The organism is Bacillus sp. FSL K6-2944 (genome assembly GCF_038005385.1).
Classification (GTDB): domain Bacteria; phylum Bacillota; class Bacilli; order Bacillales; family Bacillaceae_G; genus Bacillus_A; species Bacillus_A cereus.
Genome location: NZ_JBBOTE010000001.1, coordinates 375,694 through 394,823 on the forward strand (window position 1 = coordinate 375,694; position 19,130 = coordinate 394,823).

Consider the following 19,130-nt stretch of genomic DNA (forward strand, 5'->3'; position numbering starts at 1 on the left):
TTGTTTGAATATACATAAGAGGTGAATGCAAATGGGAAAAGTTACTTTAATTGCAACAGCGGCAATGGGTATTGAAGCGTTAGTTGCCCGAGAAGTTCGCGATCTTGGTTATGAATGTCAAGTAGAAAACAGCAAAGTAACATTTGAAGCAGATGAAAAGGCGATTTGTCGTACGAACTTATGGTTACGTACTGCGGACCGTGTAAAAATTAAAGTTGGCGAATTTAAAGCAACGACATTTGATGAGCTATTTGAAAAAACGAAAGCATTAAACTGGGGAGATTATATTCCAGAGAATGGTGAATTCCCTGTTATCGGTAAATCTTTAAAATCTGAATTATTCAGTGTTTCGGATTGCCAACGTATCGTTAAAAAAGCTGTCGTTGAAAAATTAAAAACAACATATAAACGTACAACTTGGTTTGAAGAAGATGGTCCGTTATTCCGTATCGAGATTGCAATGCTCAAGGATATTGCAACATTAACAATTGATGCGAGCGGTGTTGGGCTTCATAAACGTGGATACCGTATGGATCAAGGGGAAGCTCCGTTAAAAGAAACATTAGCTGCGTCTTTAATTAAATTAACAAACTGGAAGCCAGATCGTCCATTTGTTGATCCATTCTGTGGATCAGGTACAATTCCGATTGAAGCAGCATTAATTGGACAAAACATTGCACCAGGATTTAACCGTGGTTTCGCATCTGACGAGTGGGGCTGGGTAGGTAAACAAAACTGGCGTGAAGCTCGTCAAGAAGCTGAAGATTTAGCGAACTATGATCAACGATTACAAATTATTGGATCAGATATTGATCATCGTATGATTCGAGTTGCTCAAGATAACGCAGAAGAAGTAGGCTTAGGCGATTTAATTACATTTAAACAAATGCAAGTAAAAGATTTCACAACAAAAGAGGATTATGGCTACGTTGTAACGAATCCTCCATACGGAGAACGTTTAAGTGAAAAAGCACTCGTTGAACAACTGTATAAAGAAATGGGACAAGTATTCCGCCCATTAGATACATGGTCAGCGTATGTATTAACAAGCTACGAAGCATTTGAGAAGTGTTACGGAAAAGATGCGTCGAAGAAGCGTAAGCTGTTTAACGGATTTATCCGTACAGATTACTACCAATACTTCGGAAAACGTCCACCTCGTAATCAAGACTAATTAGGCTTTTAAGCGACTTATAAATAATTGGTTCACTTAGAACTCATTATTGAATATCTGCCCTAGGTAGATCCTCATTCTTTTTTCTGAATAGAAGAAAGGGTGGGGATTTTTTTGTTGCTTAAATTTGCGATTAAGGAATTTTTAGATGACAGAGAGCTTAGGAATTTAAGTTTTCACACGGTTAAGTCTTACAGGGGTATTCTAAGGCAATTTGAATCTTTCTGTGTTGATAAAGGATTATTTGATACTCATAAGATCACTACAAAGATAGCTAAAGAGTTTCTTGTGTATTGCAAATATGAATTGAAAAATACAGTGTCTACGATCAATGCGAAGACAAGAACACTTAAGATTTTCTTTAGGTACTTGGAAGAAGAGGAAATAGCTGAAGAGAACCCGTTTAAGAAGATTAAATTTAGTAAAGAAGACCTTGTGATGGATGTGTTAACTGATCAGCAAGTAAAGAAAGTCTTGGATTATTTCGATAGAGGGTATTTTAAGGGGTCTAACTTTGCTCTAATGCGTAATCGAATGGTAATAGTCCTTTTGATTTCTACAGGGCTTAGACGTGAAGAGTTAGTCAATTTAAAATGGTCAGATGTTGATATGAAGAATAGAACGATTATGACTTATGGAAAGAAAAGAAGTGTCGCCACTATTCCGTATACTAGAAAATTACAGAAGGAATTAGCTGAATATAAAATGTTCTTAGATTTCTACTTTGAAGATGAGGATGAGTTTGTATATGTGTTCCCTGACAAGACAAACCGTCAGTTGTCTACGGAGGCAATCTCTACACTGTTTAAGAGGCTTAAAAAAGATCTGAAGATGGATGGACTTTCTTGTCATGCGTTTAGGAGATATTTTGCTTCTAAGTGTCTGAAGATGGGAATGGACTCATTGAACTTACAAAGGCTTATGAGACATGAAACTCTACAAATGACTGACCGATATGTGAAGCTCTACGGTCATGCCTTACATGGTGTAAATGATAAGTATAATCCGCTGAACTTTATTGAAATTTAAGCAAAATAAAGAGAGTCGCTCCCGCCAAGAAAACGACTCTGAATAACACCGACAATGGAGTTTTCTCCACTGTTCCCAACTAAATAACGGACAATCCCGTACATTCAGTACCTTCATTCTATCTAAAAAATTTGAGGAATGCAAGGCGTCTTTAGAGATGTCTTTTTTAGCTGCTGAGCTTCGAGATTTCCGAACGAGGCAATGACCTAACACTCGTAAAACTTGAACAGGTGAGAACCAGCCAACGTCAGAAAATGGGTTCGTATACTCTCAAAAGCGTTTCCTTGTTTACGCTGAGTATAGTCTAGGTGTGAACGACCATTAAAAGGTTCGGCGGTTGCTTGGTGTCTTGCGAGACAGGTGGCAACGGATAGATATAAGCTCACAGGACAAGCTTTGTGAGTAGAAAGTCCGTTGAGGGAGGAATCCCTGTGTTTAAACAAGGTGATACAATACGGATACTTCAACAACTCATCCTAGCTCAGTATTAAGGCATCTACTTTATGTTGCTTTGACTTTTGTTTTTGCGATGTAAGGTAGATATTTTCTGTCCAAGCCGTTGCTTAAGCAATCTAAGCCATGCTCAGTAAAGGGGAGACCTAAAGTCAACACCTTTTAAAGAAAATATCATCGCCTACAATCAGAGGGGGAATGAAGGGGTTGCAGACAAAAAGGAGTCATAGGCAAGTATAAGAGGATTTGTATTAAGAATGAAAATTAATGTCTCAAAATTTGAGTTATCTGGTACATATAAAGGTGTAGGATGAAAATCAATATAAGCAATTGTAATTTTAAAACAGATGAAAAATGATGAATTTAAAAAGACGGTGAATAGTATGGTAATCATTAAAGTGGAAAATACGCCTGAAAAAAAGTTTCTAGGAAGGGATGTGATAGAGGTTGTTAAAAGTTTGTTTTTATGATTAATAAATTTATTTGCATGAATTTTTTCTTGGTATACTATCAATTTTCTTATTAGTTGTTTCATATTACTGGAGAAATATATTCCTCAAGCATCTATCGTTTTAAGACAAAATAAGAATATTTACGTACAAAAAACGTGAACCTTATTTTAAAAAAATAAGGTTAAATTCGTTGACAACTTTTTGGGGAATCGCTTTATTGGCGTGAGTTTTAGAATGTTGTTTTATAGCTGTTCTATTAAAAGAAAAATGGCTATCATGTCGAAAATTAAAAGTTAATTAAAGAAAGAATTTATACATATATCTTGTGTCTTATTTTGAAACGTAATACAATATATACAGAAGTCACCAAGAATTTACATAATATGAATTGGTATGAAAAGTAACTCTAGCACACTATTGTAGATTTTGCGGTTTTTCATCTCTCTTTCCGTTTTTCGGGAGAGGAGGTGATATTATGTTCGGAATGTTAGGTACAGTATTCTTGATTGGGTTCGCAAAAGGTTTGGTTGGTGTTGTTGGAGTCAAGGCGGGAACGTTAGTTGGAAATTACCTATATAAAAAAGCGAAAATCATCCTATTCCCTCAGAAAGATAAGGATGATTCCCGCAATGAAAAATAACATATGGATGACTTAACCGCACCATCTATTTTCTCAGAATAGTGATGGGTTACTAAAGACAGGAGTTTCTCAGGCTTCTGTCTTTTTAGTTTACGTAAAATGTTAACCCTGATATACATTAACTTCAATATTTTTATTTACAAAGCGATATTACTCAGGTAATACCTTGAAGGTGTTTTCTAGGAGTTAACTATCTGTTTACATTATAACATGATTTATCGGTAAAAATGCAAGCGAAAAAGTTCTCGTAGGGGGAACTTGATTTATTAGTGAAAATATAAGAGAGACTAAATGATACTGACAGCTAAGTAGATTCTGCTTAGCTGTTTTTTTTATTCTAATAATTACTTATATGTACCGTTAGATTTTGATGTTATTCGTAAATGAAAAACTCTACAGAATAGTTGGGGGTAATCAAGGGGGACAATTTGATATGAAAGCCTTGTATGGATATGTCACTAATGATACGTTGGAGGATGAAAAAATGTAGAAAGGAACGAAAAAGAATGAGTATGACCGAACAACAAATGATTGAGCATCTAGTGAGTAAGGGGATGACGATCTTATCAGAAGGACAAAAGAATCAAATGGACGCATACAGAGATAAGCGAGAGAGGCAAGATAAGAAGCACTTTGCATGGCAAAATACAGTCAATCATGTGAGCCAAAGTCAAAGCCTAACAGATATACAGAAAGGCTCTCTGCTGATAATGAGCACATTCCTAGAATTTGAAGGAGAGGGAAAGTGTCACGATACCAAAGGTGCGGAACTGACTAATAAGAAGTTTGCTAAGCTTATAGGAAAATCATTGAAGACGGCTAACAGGATTCTAGACGACTGTGAGAGTATTGGAGCTATTACACTGGAGAAGTCAGGTAGAGACAAAATTATAAAGTTTACTGATATGTTATACACTTGCGGAAAGCCATCAGGAGACAAGAAACAGTTTGTGAAGGTCTTCAAGTTAGCTGTAAGGGATTTAATCCAAACATTCAACCTAAAGGAATTAGGGCTCTTTGCAGATTTGTTACCTCATTTTCATTGGAAGACACATATCCTATGTGAGAACCCTACTGAGATGGATGTCAGCAAGATTAAAGTATGGAGACGGAAAGATATTATTGAGAAGTTAGGATACAACAAAGATAAGCTTCCAAGAATGATGACTAGGTTTAAGCGTAACAGAGCAACGATTGAGATTTCAAGCACAATAGATGTAATCTGTTTGAGTCCAAGTCTAGTAAGCCGTCAGTCTGATAAGGTGACTTTAGATGATATAGAAAAAGTCGCCCAACAGATAGCGGACGACCTCACGAGTAAATCATATTGTTAAAACGAGTTAAACACTAAAATCTTTTTACGAGTACGAGACAGTCCCTCCAAGATCTGAACCGTACGGTCAAACCCCTAAGTCCCTCCAAGGCTTGGGGGTTTCTTATAACTATAGATAGATTATCACTGATGACTAATCTTATCAAGTCTAAATTTTGTCCACTTAGAGCACTTTGAACTCTAAAAAATGTCCACTTTGAAAATAGGAAGATTCCTTGGGGGAGTAAGGTTGGTGGTGTTTGAGGTGAAATTCTCTTCTTTATATCTTGTTAGTAGACACTTTATAGATATAGATTTATAAAACTGAATACATAGAGCCGTCACGCTGTTCCGTCTGACGCTCATTTCATTTCCGTCCACTAGCATTATTAATTCTGTAGGTAATCGTGCAGCCGTTCAAATAGATACTTATAGAGTATACATAGAGATATGGAGGAGCGTGAGCGAGTACAGGACGGAGTCCTATCCTTTAAAGTATAAAGTACATGTCTGTATATCAGACAAGAAGCCTACTCTACATATCTGTAATAATCTTACAGTTCTCCTCTTTATAGTAGAATCTGGAAAGACTATACTTGATTGAATGTGATCTATGCGGACTAATCTCCAGAGAATGAGCTTTGAAGACTATCAGCGTGTGAGACACCTGAGAGCCCTCTATTTAAAGACTTAGGGGCTTGCATGACACTTCCCAGCTCAGATTGAAAGCCTAGTCCTTAGAAGCTATACAAGAAGCCGTCTAGCTCTCTCAGATCAGAAGCCTAGACAATCCTATATAGTACGGCTAGAAGGGAAGTCTATAAGCCAATCTGAGAGCCTAAAGGTGAGACCTATAAGCTCAGTCTAAATAGCTAGGCTGGAATGCTAGTCTTATATGCTAGGGCTGAAAGCTGAGTCCTGAGAGCTGAGTTATACTCTATGCAGAACATATACAGACGGCTGTGAGGAGGCTCTTGAGAGTGTATAAGATAATGCATAAATGATTGATAGAATGCTGTGAGATAGCTGCTTATATGCATATTCATACAAATTTCACGAATGATTGAGCGATTGAGAAGATGATACGATTATTCATCAATTGACGAAAAACTTCGCGAACCTTTGGGAGAGTAAGAGCGAACGGACTTTGACGACTTCAAGATTAGTTTACATAATAAATCTTATTACTAGTAAAAATAATAAGTAACTTACAAAAATAAAGTAAGAAATTCTTTCGAGCGAGTAAAAAAGAAAAAACTTTCAAGATCTTCGAAGGTGGGGGGTCTTTAAAATCCGAGCCGTTTCAGAGGTGAGTATCAACCTACAGGAAATCTCAAAAATTGAAATTCAGGAAATCCCAAAAATTTTACCCCTATACGATTTAGGCGCTTGGAAGGTGGATCAGGGGAGGAAAGCATGAAAGCCGTCAAGCTCCTGAGAGTCTCATACATTCACAGACGGAAAGTAAACTATTAATCATATCACATTAAAACTATTTTAAAAATAAAAACTTGTCAGAATACGTCTATCGTGAGAAAATTAAATAGTAGTCAAGAGCCACGCTGAAAGCTCATATGAGACTATATCACGTTACAATTTAACTTGTTTTGATTCCATTATTCAGGAGGGCTCAGGCTCTCCAATCTCCCCTAGTAGAATATTTTCACTAGATACTCACATGAGACCTTGAGAGTCTCATAGAGGGCATTCTTAACACCTCATTACAGTGCTTTCTATGAGGTTCTTACCTCAGTTGTATGTATGGGTAGTGTCTAATAGTACGAGAGACGCCTACAAGGTGTTTCCCGTTGAGGCTTTGACCCTTTAATGATTCGAGGCTTGAACGGGGAATAACCCCCACAAAATATACGGATATTTGCTTCCTAGATATTTTGTAGCAGCTTATGAGCTGAAAATGAATGGTTTTACTAGTAGAATTTTTTATTGTCATTGAAGCCAGTTGAGAAACTCGCGCGAGATTCCTTTGAATCAAATAGGCTTGGGAACAGGGAACTCCCTAGTCTACTGAAGGGCATTCCATAACGGAGTGCTTTTCATTAGGCTGAAATTAGCCCACATGAGACAAAATAGAAAGGAAAGAACTACATGACCAAACTTAAATTAACAGTCAAAAGTGACAAGCGAATAGAGACAGAAGCGCGAGCGATCCTCTCATATATCATAGTGACGAATGAGACTGTAAAAAGCTTTGCTGAACGGGTAGGAATAAACCGCAGATATATTTATAGGTTATTTTCTGGAGAGGGATCTTACCGTCAACAATCAGCAACAGCATCAAAGATTATTGAGACCCTCAAACTTACGAGCTCAGATCTCTACAAGCTTAATACTGGATTAGATAAACTGGAAGAGCTCTCAGCTCACATACTAGGCGGTGAAGCAAATGGCTCATAACTTCCTAGACCCCTCTGAAAAATCCCTCATCCTCAAAAGTCCCTCTACTACGGATAACCTCCGAGAGACACTAGTTGAAATCCCTATCGAATTAACATCAAAACTATCAACCAAGAGGCAAAACTTTGTACATGCCTTAGTCAAGAATAATCTTAATGTAGCTAAAGCATGTGAAGAAGCTGGAATCTCAACTGCATATGGCTACAGGCTACAAAATGACCCTCTGATCCGTTCATACTATACGGCTCTCATGAATCAACGCTCATTTTGGCAAGTTACAAGCCATCAAGAAGCCCTTTCACTTGCAACGGATATAGCCCGAGGAAACTGTGAAGGTGACGAAGTTGTCAATATGAAGACTGGGGAAGTACATACCCTGAAGGTGAGCAATCGGGATCGCTTAAAAGCCTTGGATTTACTTTATAAGTATCACAAGTTAGTCGAGCCTGAGTCTTCAAGAGATTCTCAACCTGTAAATATTGTCGTTGATATCGAAGGACTTGACGAGCTCAACCCCTACTATGTCCCACCAAAGACGCGAAAAGATATTACCCCAGACGGTGACTACCTTGAGTATTAATCCCAGAGTAAATCAATTTGCAGCAAAAACAAAACTAATCGAAAGAAGGAAATTAATCATGAATACAACTCAACAAATGCAATCATTCTTAAATAGTTCAGTAGGTCGCCGCATGATGGCAATGGCTACGAAGGAGCAGGAAGCATACACGAAGAAACTTAACGGATTGAAATCAGAACTGACAGAACTGAAAAGCATGTATCAATGGCAAATGTATGGAGAAGACCAGAATGCTCAGAATCTAGTAATGCTGGACGGTCATCCAGTCATCGTTGAGACTGACGGAGCTTCTCGAGTGAAGAACGTTAAGGACTTAACTCCTCAAGTGTATGCAGAGCTCCCAGCTTTAGACCGTAACAACTTAAAAGAGGCTATGCCCGTACTTGCAGGACGCTTGGAAGCAAATGACATGCCTCAAGTAAGCAAGTCAGACCGTTACTACCATATGAAGAATACTTCAGTAGGGCAACGAATTGAGCTTTTCCGAGAGCTTGCCGAACATCAAGAAACAAATGACCCTCAAGCTAGTAAGAATTACTCTTCACCTGAGCAACGCTTAAAAGGTATCACTAAGACGGCTGAGACGTTACAAAAACAATTCAGCGCCGAGGGAATCCGAGAAATGCACTCAAATATCTTATCATTAGAGAGTCAGATTCAAGTCTCTGAAGATACAAATGAGATTGCTCCATATGTGAATGTAATCTCAGGGGCAACTCCTGAAGGCGGAGCAGAAGAGTAAAGCACAATTAAAGGCACTCTGGAAAGGGGTGTCTTTCTTCATATCGTAACTATATAAAATTTATACATTAAAGGAGAGTAGAGGAATGTTTGAAAGTAACTGTCATGTATCAAAGATTTATCCCGTATCAGATCAAGAAAAAGAGTCCATCATGCTGAGGCTCATCACCCCGAAAACTTTCGAGGAGCTCCAAGAAGAGGGCTCTCTCATTTTGGGGCTATCCCGAGAGATTCAACTTTATAGAGATATTAATCTATTCGCAATCCAACGGAAAGAAGGGGAAAGCCGTCTCACTTGGTATCTCTTGAAAGGCTCGTGCGATCTCATACAGCCTGTAAGGGATGTAGATTGGAAAGTCTTACATGGTCTAGTAAGCTCATTTACTCAAGAGGACTATAATCTATTAGCAGGAAAAGGACGGGGAGTCAGACGCTATCAGCCACCAGAAAGGAATACAACGGAAAGACAAAGGAGGCTCGCATAGAGTCTCTTTTTGTTTGCCTATAATAGAAGGAAAAACTTTTTGAAACTAATTGCCGAAATTGGTGTAGAGTATTACTTATAAGAGAAACAGAGGTGATTTCATGAATGAGACTACTCAGAAATTTTATGAACGGATTCAAGAAGAGCTTAACTTACAAGACATCAAGCAAGCGAAGAGCGTTTACAGATTTTATACTTCATTAAAGGGGGTTGCTAAGATCGTAGGCGAGGAAGAGTTGCAACGCCTTGTAGACAGAGCTAAGAAGGGTGAACCGTTACTTTCTGAAGATAGACGCTTTAAGGGATGATAAGTAGTCCCTTAATTTTATTCAGTAATTGCCGAAATTACAAACTAAATAAAAAGCCCAGTGAGGACTAGTCACCGAGCTAGGAAGGAGCAATACATTAATGCCGAAAATAGAAATCAAACGAGGTCTAATCGTATCAACTGGATTCATCAGTTTAATGTACGCAAAGGTTTACATTGTAGCACTTGGCGTATAAACTTACAAGTTAGGTCAAGTGATGTACATACATATATACTAGAAGTGACTGATTAACTTAATTGGTTTAAACGCACAAATTGGAGGAATTGACAAATGAAACTAGATAAAATTGAATCAGGCGAGACTAAAAAGAAAATGCCTTTAGGACGTAAAATTGCTATTGGCGCAATCGGTATATTATTCTCAATGAATATCATTCAGAATTTAGATAGAAAAAATCTTAAAAATGAAATTAAAGAGTGGGAAGATAAATGGAAGCTTGCCGAGGAGGTCTATCAGGAAGCGCATGACGAGAATGTTAGTCTTAAATCTGAGTTGAAAACCCTGAAGGCGTCTAATGAGCCTGAACTTGAAGTAGAAAAACCTGAAGAAGCCGAGCAGGTAGATGAACGCGTAGAGGAACTGAAAGAGTCTCAATACAAAGCTAGAGAGCAAAAGGCTCATAAAGGTTTGAATGCCTTAGGGTCTGAAGAAGCTCAGGCGGAGTATAAAAAATTAATCAAGCCGAAGCTTGAAAGGTGGGCTTCCGAAGATATGCTCAGTGTCGCTCAGGAAGGGACTAGTTTTCATGAAATAGATGATAGTCACCTACCTTGGACAGATGCTACAGAGCCGAACGGGACGAATACAAAGCACATCTACAAGAACGGCTATGACCAACTAGAAATTACATATAATCTTGACGGAATCATTACAAAATCTGAATGGAAAAAGGGAGTGAATAAATAATGCATACACTTGAAAGATTACTAGAAGCGCAATCTCAAATACAAGAGCTACATATTGAAGGTCTAATGAGTGATGATACATTCTCCGAGATGTCATTATACATTAGGTTATTAATTGAAGAAGAGAAGGAAGCTCATAAGGAATCCGTGCATTAATTTAAGGTAAAACCTTTATAAAGAAGACTCGAAAGACTTTATTCTTTGTTAGCACCTGAAATATTAGTCTTTCGAGTCTTCTTAGATTCTGATTTGCCTGTTTTACCGCTTCTTAGGATGCCTCGCGCTTCACTATGTTTGCAATTGCCTCAGCCAATGCTTTACCGTTAAAAGTTCCCTTTGTAGTTACCTTTATCTCTACATCGTCTCTTTTTTTACTCAAATCGAATCACTCCTTTAGATTTATACTATAAATTGTATCAGCTATGAGTAAACTTGATGAGGAAGTTTTGCCTTGAAGCTAAAATAAATATGGATTCCTTTAACATTTCGAAAGGCTTATAATGTTTTAAAGTACACGCAAGGGGGGGGGCGTATGTATATCTGGTGTTGGTTGGGTATGCACAATTGGTGCTTTCTAGTGGATGTAGATAAAGAGCGTAATGTCACAACAAAGACACGGCTTTGTATGGAGTGCGGGAAGAAGGAAGTCGTGTGGGTGAAATAAATGATTCTAATGTCTATATTCTCCTACAGTTTCTACTTTCATAGATCAATCACTCCTTTAGGTTTTATACTGTAGATTGTATCAGTTGATATGGAGAATGGACTTAAGAAAGCTTCGTAAGTGAATATATAAAATTTTTAATATGCATTTTGGTTGATGGAAACTTAAAGGGATGTTAGTATAAAAAGGTTGTATTTAGAGACAGACCGTATTATTATTGAAGTAACTGAAAAGTTGTACGGAAAAAAGAATTGAGGAAATGCTTATAAGTCAAGGCTTGTTTAGATTAGAGCCCGTACAGATTACTACCAATACTTCGGAAAACGTCCACCGCGTAATTCATAGTATAAAACTCCTCTAGCGCGCATATACTGGCTATTATGTAATGCGTAAAGGAGGAAGTCATATGGATAATTTTCAATTATCAATGATTCAAAAAGCTATTCACCGTACGTATGATGAGCTCGGAAAAGAAGTGGATAGTCAAGGTGCGATTGTAGATGAAATACAAAAAGCACAAGAAGAATATTTGTCAGCTCTTTCACATGAAACAGCGATTGATAAACGGTATTTAAAGTCATTAATATAGAAGAAAATTTTCCTTTTTCGAAAGGAAAATTTTTTTTTCGTGAATTTCTATGTATTGCAACAGGGGAAAGTGGCTGCACACATATGCGTAGCAGTTGCTATTATCTTTTTATAGAAAAACTTTTTGGTTGGAGGCTAAGGATGTTTACTGAGAAGAGATTACCATTTGAAGTAGGAAAACAAGATAATTTTTATGATAAGTTGAATGAGTGGATTGGAGATGTGTTTTACGACATCCTTCCGGAAAAAGGCTTTGAAGAGCGTGATGAACAAATTTTTATGGCGTTTCAGTTAGAACGCGCTTTCCAAGAAAAGAAAGTTATGTTCGCAGAAGCTGGTGTAGGAACAGGGAAAACAATTGTATATCTTCTATATGCAATTTGTTACGCGCGTTATACTGGGAAACCAGCTATTATTGCTTGTGCAGATGAAACGTTAATTGAGCAGCTTGTGAAAGAAGAAGGGGACATCGCTAAGTTATCTGAAGCATTAGGGCTATCTGTTGATGTAAGGCTTGCAAAATCAATGGATAATTATTTATGCTTACGTAAACTTGAAGATGTTATGAGTGGACGAGCTCCAGAAGTAATTGAAGACGTATATTACGAGTTACCACAGTTTGTATTCGATCATGGTACGATGCAAAACTTTACTCACTATGGTGACAGAAAAGAATTTCCACTTTTAAATGACGAAGAATGGTCAAAAGTAAATTGGGATTACTTCCAAGATTGCTTTACTTGTGATTCTCGTCATCGTTGTGGACAAACTCTTTCTCGTGAACATTATCGTAAAGCAGCAGATTTAATTATTTGTTCTCAAGATTTCTATATGGATCATATTTGGACGTACGATGCTCGTAAGCGTGAAGGGCAAATTCCATTATTACCAGAAAGTAGCTGCGTTGTATTCGATGAAGGACATCTTGTAGAATATGCAGCTCAAAAAGCTTTAACATACCGTTTAAAGCAAACGATGATGGAGCAACTATTAACGAGATTGCTACAAAACGATATTCGTGAGGAGTTTGCACATTTAGTAGAAGAAACAATTTGGCAAACTGAACGATTCTTTGATGTGTTACAAGAGAATAAAAAGGAAATTGCCGGTTCTGATCGTCTAGAAATTACTGTGACAGAAAAAGTAACAGCTGAAGCGAAACGACTTTATGCAAAAATCGGTGAAGTTGGAGATGCATTAGTATTCGAAAGTGAAATGCATACAGTAAACACGTATGATTTAAATATTGTTGATGAGCATTTAGATGTATTAGAACATTCACTTCGTCTGTTCATGCACGAGAAAAATGTAATTACTTGGGGTGAAGAAGGTGATGGTGCCTTCACGTTAGTTATTATGCCGCGTGCAGTTGAAGAAGTGTTACAAGAGAAAGTATTCTCGAAGAAAATACCGTATATTTTCTCTTCTGCGACATTATCGAACAACGATTCATTCGCTTTCACAGCTAATAGCCTAGGGGTAAAAGATTACTTGTCATTCTCAGTTGCTTCACCGTTTGATTACGAAGAGCAAATGACAGTAAACTTACTATCACATACGAAAGAAAATGAATGGGAAAGAAAGTGTCAATATACACTTGAAAATATACAAAAAACAAATGGACGTACGCTTGTATTATTCCGTACAACGCAAGAGCTTGCAGCGTTCAAAGAGTATGTAAGTAAAGAGCAAATGTCGGTTCCGTTCTTATATGAAGGAGATCAGGAAATTAGCCAGCTCGTTTCTCGTTTCCAAAATGAAGAAGAGACTGTACTTTGTGCGGTTCATTTATGGGAAGGTTTAGATATTCCTGGTTCATCATTATCGCACGTTATTATTTGGTCTTTACCATTCCCTCCAAACGATCCTGTGTTTGAAGCGAAACGTAAGCACGTAAATGATCCATTCTGGGATGTAGATGTACCATATATGATTTTACGACTTCGTCAAGGAATTGGGCGTTTAATTCGTACAAGTGAAGATAAAGGTGCTATATCAATTTTCTTATCTGATTCAGAAGATGAGAAAGTAGTTGCAGCTGTGAAAAATGTACTGCCAGTAGAAGGTAAAGAATTATAAGGAGAAAGCTTGGCGCTTGCCAAGCTTTTTTTCTATTATAAAAGGAATTTATGTTTCTGTGTCGAATTAAATTTGAGGTAGGAAAAGGAGGCTTTTATACGATGACAGTTGCTACATATGAAGTAGAAAAACAATTTTTAACATACGTGAAGAAGATACAAAATTACGGAGAAGCATTAAGTTTAATGTTTTGGGATTTAAGAACAGGTGCACCAAAAAAAGGTGTAGATCAGCGTTCAGAAGTAATTGGTATGCTTTCGTCAGAAGTGTTTGCTATGTCGACTTCAGATGAGATGGGAAACTATTTAACAGAGCTTGAAGCTTTAATACGTGAAGATAAACTTTCTGAAACAACGAAGAAAATGGTTGAAGAGTGTCGGAAAGAATATGATAGAAATAAAAAAATTCCACAAGCTGAATATGAGGCTTATGTGAAATTAGAAGCGAAAGCAGAGAGTGTGTGGGAAGAAGCTCGTGAAAAATCTGATTTCGAAATGTTCCGCCCATACTTAGAAAAAATTGTTGAATTTAAAAAGAAATTTATTACATATTGGGGTTATGAAACATATAAATATAATACATTATTAGACATGTATGAGCCAGGTATTACAGTAGAAGTTTTAGATCACGTATTTGGTCAACTTCGTGAGCGCATCGTGCCGCTTGTAAAAGAAATCTCTGAGTCTAAAAAAGGATTAAAAACAAGTGCTTTATCGGAACAATTTTCAAAAGAAAAACAAAAGAACTTTACATTAGAACTATTAAAGCAATTGAATTATGACTTTGAAGCAGGTCGTCTTGATGAAACAGTGCATCCTTTCGAAATTACATTAAATAGAGGGGATGTTCGTATTACGACACGCTATGATGAAAAAGATTTTCGTATGGCTGTTTTTGGAACGATTCATGAATGTGGTCATGCAGTATATGAACAAAATATTGCAGAACAATTTGAAGGTACACCACTTTGCAGTGGTACATCTATGGGTATTCACGAATCACAATCATTATTCTTTGAGAACTTTATCGGCCGTAATAAATCATTCTGGAAGAAAAATTATGATTTATTAAAAGAGTATAGCAATGGTCAATTTGATGATATGTCAGTCGATGAATTTTATGATGCAATTAACGAATCGAAGCCGTCATTCATTCGTATAGAAGCAGATGAGCTTACATACCCGCTTCATGTTATGGTGCGTTATGAATTAGAGAAAGAATTATTTGATGGTACATTACAAGTGAAGGACTTACCAGCAGCTTGGAATGATAAGATGGAAGCATATTTAGGAATTCGTCCGGAAAATGATGCACAAGGTGTATTGCAAGATGTTCACTGGGCTGGTGGCTCATTTGGATACTTCCCATCTTATGCGCTTGGTTACATGTATGCAGCGCAATTTAAGCAAAGAATGTTAAAAGACATTCCGAACTTTGATGCATTATTAGAAGAAGGAAACGTAACACCGATTCGTGAATGGTTAACAGAACATATTCACCAATATGGTAAAACGAAAAAGCCGCTTGAAATTTTAGAAGATGTAACAGGTGAAGGCTTAAATGCAAACTACTTAGCCGATTATTTAGAAGCGAAATATAAAGAGATTTATGAGTTGTAAAAAAAGAGCTGCTTAATTGCAGCTCTTTTTTAAAGGGGGATGGGAGAATGGACTATACATATACAGTAATGACGCAAGAAGAAGCAGAAGAAATTGCATACAACTGGCATTATGAAGGGAACTATTCCTTTTACGATATAGAGGCAGATGAAGAAGATTTAGCTGAATTTTTACATGATGAAAGTAGAGGGAATCATACATTTTCTGTGAAGGAAAATGGCACTCTCATTGGTTATTTTACTGTTTGTAAAATAAATGACGGAACGGTTGATATTGGTCTTGGAATGAGACCTAATATAACTGGGAACGGATTTGGTTTACAGTTCTTAAACGCTATACTAGCTTTTAGTAAAGAAAAATATGGATGCAAGTATATAACACTATCAGTAGCTATATTTAATGAGAGAGCGATTAAAGTGTATAAAAGGGCAGGATTTGAAGTAGTTGGAACGTTTATACAGAAAACAAATGGTAGTTGTTTTGAGTTTTTGAAAATGAATTATATATGTAAAAATGATTAAAAAACAGAAGAATCTCCTTCTGTTTTTTTATGCAGAAATAAATCATACTTTTTGTAATTGGAAGTTTTGAAATTTTGGAAGAGGATGTGTATGATTGAAGTTTAATAGTAAATAGCAAGTTTAGTAAGGAGAGACAGCATGAGTATAATTAAAACGAAAAATGAAATAGAGTTAATGCATAAATCTGGAAAATTACTTGCTTCATGTCATAGAGAAATTGCGAAGATGATGAAACCAGGTATTACTACAAAAGAAATTAATACGTTTGTTGAAGCATATTTAGAACAGCATGGTGCAACGTCTGAGCAGAAAGGGTACAACGGATATCCATATGCGATATGTGCATCTGTAAACGATGAAATGTGTCATGCGTTTCCGGCCGATGTTCCTTTAACTGAGGGTGATATTGTAACAATTGACACGGTAGTAAACTTAAATGGAGGTCTTTCAGATTCTGCTTGGACGTATAGAGTTGGAAAAGTTTCTGATGAAGCAGAAAAGTTGTTGTTAGTAGCTGAGAATGCTTTGTATAAAGGAATTGACCAGGCGATAATCGATAACCATGTAGGAGATATTGGCTATGCAATTGAAAGTTATGTAACAAATGAAGGTTTTTCTGTTGCAAGAGACTTTACGGGACATGGAATCGGTAAAGAGATTCATGAAGAACCAGCAATTTTTCATTTTGGGAAACAAGGACAAGGACCTCAGTTACAAGAAGGAATGGTAATTACAATTGAACCGATTGTAAATATAGGTATGCGATATTCTAAAGTAGATTTAAATGGGTGGACTGCACGAACGATGGACGGGAAATTATCAGCTCAATATGAGCATACAATTGCGATTACAAAAGATGGGCCAATCATTTTAACGAAGTTGTAATTGGAAATGAAAGAGTTTGCAAAACTCGAACAAAAATAGTAGTTTTTAAAAATTTGTACGTGTTTTTTCGATAAATGCTTTTCAAAGCATAAAAAGTACGTTATAATCCTTCTATAAAATAAATAGTTAGCTACACTCATATAATCGCGGGGATATGGCCTGCAAGTTTCTACCGAAGTACCGTAAATACTTTGACTATGAGTGAGGACGAATATAATTGCTTGTTTAGCATTCTTTTTTTGCGAAACTCCAAAAGCGCGTCTCTCACTTGTAACGAGTGGTGGTGGCTTTTGGAGTTTTTTTATTGCATAAGAGGGGGAACAAACATGAAAGTATTACAAGAAAAGATTTTGAACGAAGGAAAGGTTTTATCTGGTGACGTATTAAAGGTAGATGCTTTTTTAAATCATCAAATTGATCCAGTACTTATGCAAGAAATCGGAAAAGAATTTGCTAAACGTTTTAAAGAAGAGAACATTACAAAAATCGTGACGATTGAATCTTCAGGCATTGCACCAGCAGTTATGGCTGCATTAGAGCTTGGTGTAAAAGTAATTTTTGCACGAAAACGTAAATCGTTAACGTTACAAGATAATATGTACGTTGCAAACGTATATTCATTTACAAAACAAGAAACAAATGAAATTTCATTATCTCGAAATCATATCGATGAAAATGATCGCGTGCTAATCATCGATGACTTTTTAGCAAACGGTCAGGCTGCTTTAGGTTTAATGAGTTTAGTAGAGCAAGCTGGAGCGAGTATTGCAGGGATTGGAATTGTTATTGAAAAAGCATTTCAAGATGGAGGAAAGAAGCTTCGTGAACAAGGCGTTCGTGTTGAATCACTAGCAGAAATTGCATCACTTGATAACGGCACAGTTACATTTGTACAGCAAAAAACTGCGGAGGTGAAATAAACGATGAAGCAGCATCCATTTAAAATTGCATCGCTTGGTATGCAGCATATGCTTGCAATGTATGCTGGAGCAATTATCGTTCCGCTTATTGTGGGCGGTGGACTTGGTTTAAATCAAAAAGAGTTAACATATTTAGTCTCAATTGATTTATTAATGTGCGGCGTTGCGACAATTTTACAAGCATTATCAAATCGCTTTTTCGGTATAGGACTTCCCGTTGTACTTGGTTGTACATTTACAGCCGTTGGACCGATGATTGCGATTGGAAAACAATACGGTGTGTCTTCAATTTATGGAGCAATTATTGCTGCTGGGTTATTCGTTGTTATTTTTGCGAAATTATTTGGAAAACTTGTAAAACTGTTTCCACCTGTTGTAACAGGATCTGTTGTTACTGTAATTGGAGTTACACTTGTTCCAGCAGCAATTAATGATATGGCTGGAGGAGTAGGAAGTAAGGATTTCGGTAGTCTTGAAAATTTAGCATTAGCATTTGGTGTGTTATTATTTATCATCATTATGTATCGTTTCTTTGATGGATTTATTCGTTCAATCTCTATTTTACTAGGTCTATTGTTCGGTACTATCGTTGCAGCGTTTATGGGGAAAGTAAGTTTGCAAGCGGTTGGAGAGGCGGATTGGTTCCACGGTATTCAACCATTTTACTTTGGTACACCAACATTTGAATTAACACCAATTATTACGATGATTCTCGTTGCTTGTGTAGGGATTGTAGAAGCAACGGGTGTATACTTTGCATTATCTGATATTTGCAATAAAAAAATCGGTGAAAAAGAATTAACAAAAGGCTATCGCGCAGAAGGATTAGCGATGGTGTTAGGTGGTATTTTCAACGCGTTCCCATATACAACATACTCTCAAAACGTAGGACTTGTTCAATTAACTGGAGTAAGAAATCGCGTTATTATTTATACTTGCGGTGGTATGTTAATCGCACTTGGTTTCATTCCTAAAATCGCAGCTATTACAACAATTATTCCGAAATCAGTACTGGGCGGTGCGATGTTAGCGATGTTCGGTATGGTTATGGCATATGGTATTAAAATGTTAAGTAGCGTTGACTTCGGAAGACAAGAAAACTTATTAATCGTTGCATGTTCTGTCGGAATTGGGCTTGGCGTAACAGTCGTTCCTACATTATTTTCACAACTTCCAGAAAGCATTCGTATTTTAACAGATAACGGAATTGTACTTGGAAGTGCTTCAGCAGTACTTTTAAATATCGTATTTAATATGGTGCCGCAGCGCAAAGTGAAAGTAGAAGAAGAGCCAGTATCTATGCAAAATGCAGTAAGAGAAGCGTAAAAAAGCAAGGTCTC

The 19,130-nt window shown here is 36.9% G+C and carries 17 protein-coding genes and 1 riboswitch; all 17 genes read left to right on the top strand.

The genetic code is table 11. The features are described 5' to 3' along the window. Positions 1–31 precede the first annotated feature (31 nt). The 17 genes from MHH55_RS02095 to pbuX all read left to right on the top strand — a co-directional run bounded on the left by MHH55_RS02095 (position 32) and on the right by pbuX (position 19,116). Positions 32–1,174 carry a THUMP domain-containing class I SAM-dependent RNA methyltransferase gene (locus MHH55_RS02095; protein ID WP_078186177.1) on the top strand — a complete coding sequence of 381 codons (1,143 nt, stop codon included), beginning with the start codon at positions 32–34 and terminating at the stop codon, positions 1,172–1,174. 114 nt (positions 1,175–1,288) lie between these two features. Further along, a complete protein-coding gene (locus tag MHH55_RS02100) occupies positions 1,289–2,203 on the top strand; it encodes a tyrosine-type recombinase/integrase (protein ID WP_078186176.1) in 915 nt (304 codons plus the stop codon). A gap of 1,380 nt (positions 2,204–3,583) precedes the next feature. After that, positions 3,584–3,748 carry a hypothetical protein gene (locus MHH55_RS02105; protein ID WP_176116523.1) on the top strand — a complete coding sequence of 55 codons (165 nt, stop codon included), beginning with the start codon at positions 3,584–3,586 and terminating at the stop codon, positions 3,746–3,748. A gap of 506 nt (positions 3,749–4,254) precedes the next feature. Continuing rightward, the gene (locus MHH55_RS02110; protein WP_139362395.1) at positions 4,255–5,082 is read left to right on the top strand and encodes a hypothetical protein; all 828 of its coding nucleotides are present in this window, start codon (positions 4,255–4,257) and stop codon (positions 5,080–5,082) included. Positions 5,083–7,166: 2,084 nt separating this feature from the next. After that, positions 7,167–7,475, top strand: coding sequence for a hypothetical protein (locus MHH55_RS02115; protein ID WP_078186174.1), 309 nt, complete (start codon positions 7,167–7,169; stop codon positions 7,473–7,475). Further along, positions 7,465–8,055: a terminase small subunit gene (locus MHH55_RS02120; protein ID WP_078186173.1), complete on the top strand. Its 591-nt coding sequence runs from the start codon at positions 7,465–7,467 to the stop codon at positions 8,053–8,055. Before MHH55_RS02115 ends, MHH55_RS02120 begins: the two co-directional genes overlap by 11 nt. Continuing rightward, the gene (locus MHH55_RS02125; RefSeq protein WP_254849729.1) at positions 8,045–8,797 is read left to right on the top strand and encodes a hypothetical protein; all 753 of its coding nucleotides are present in this window, start codon (positions 8,045–8,047) and stop codon (positions 8,795–8,797) included. The genes MHH55_RS02120 and MHH55_RS02125 overlap by 11 nt, the downstream gene beginning before the upstream one ends. 584 nt (positions 8,798–9,381) lie before the next feature. Beyond that, positions 9,382–9,588: a hypothetical protein gene (locus tag MHH55_RS02130; protein ID WP_078186170.1), complete on the top strand. Its 207-nt coding sequence runs from the start codon at positions 9,382–9,384 to the stop codon at positions 9,586–9,588. 291 nt (positions 9,589–9,879) lie between these two features. Further along, positions 9,880–10,515: a hypothetical protein gene (locus tag MHH55_RS02135; RefSeq protein ID WP_078186169.1), complete on the top strand. Its 636-nt coding sequence runs from the start codon at positions 9,880–9,882 to the stop codon at positions 10,513–10,515. Further along, positions 10,515–10,670 carry a hypothetical protein gene (locus tag MHH55_RS02140; protein ID WP_176116521.1) on the top strand — a complete coding sequence of 52 codons (156 nt, stop codon included), beginning with the start codon at positions 10,515–10,517 and terminating at the stop codon, positions 10,668–10,670. The genes MHH55_RS02135 and MHH55_RS02140 overlap by 1 nt, the downstream gene beginning before the upstream one ends. 914 nt (positions 10,671–11,584) lie before the next feature. Next, on the top strand, positions 11,585–11,767 hold the full coding sequence (locus tag MHH55_RS02145) for a DUF3921 domain-containing protein (protein WP_000368570.1): 183 nt from the start codon (positions 11,585–11,587) through the stop codon (positions 11,765–11,767). A gap of 140 nt (positions 11,768–11,907) precedes the next feature. Beyond that, positions 11,908–13,845 carry an ATP-dependent DNA helicase gene (locus tag MHH55_RS02150; protein WP_000493709.1) on the top strand — a complete coding sequence of 646 codons (1,938 nt, stop codon included), beginning with the start codon at positions 11,908–11,910 and terminating at the stop codon, positions 13,843–13,845. A 101-nt stretch (positions 13,846–13,946) separates the two neighbouring features. Continuing rightward, a complete protein-coding gene (gene ypwA / locus MHH55_RS02155; protein ID WP_000215077.1) occupies positions 13,947–15,464 on the top strand; it encodes a carboxypeptidase in 1,518 nt (505 codons plus the stop codon). A 47-nt stretch (positions 15,465–15,511) separates the two neighbouring features. After that, positions 15,512–15,985, top strand: a complete 474-nt coding sequence (locus MHH55_RS02160) for a GNAT family N-acetyltransferase (RefSeq protein ID WP_017657091.1) — start codon at positions 15,512–15,514, stop codon at positions 15,983–15,985. 138 nt (positions 15,986–16,123) lie between these two features. Next, positions 16,124–16,870, top strand: a complete 747-nt coding sequence (locus MHH55_RS02165; protein ID WP_000022490.1) for a type I methionyl aminopeptidase — start codon at positions 16,124–16,126, stop codon at positions 16,868–16,870. Positions 16,871–16,986: 116 nt separating this feature from the next. Beyond that, positions 16,987–17,088: riboswitch (purine riboswitch) on the top strand. Between the two features lie 108 nt (positions 17,089–17,196). Then, a complete protein-coding gene (locus MHH55_RS02170; RefSeq protein ID WP_017657090.1) occupies positions 17,197–17,790 on the top strand; it encodes a xanthine phosphoribosyltransferase in 594 nt (197 codons plus the stop codon). A gap of 3 nt (positions 17,791–17,793) precedes the next feature. Beyond that, entirely contained in the window at positions 17,794–19,116 is a 1,323-nt protein-coding gene (gene pbuX / locus MHH55_RS02175) for a xanthine permease PbuX (RefSeq protein ID WP_048538184.1), read from the top strand. The last annotated feature ends 14 nt before the right edge of the window (positions 19,117–19,130 follow it).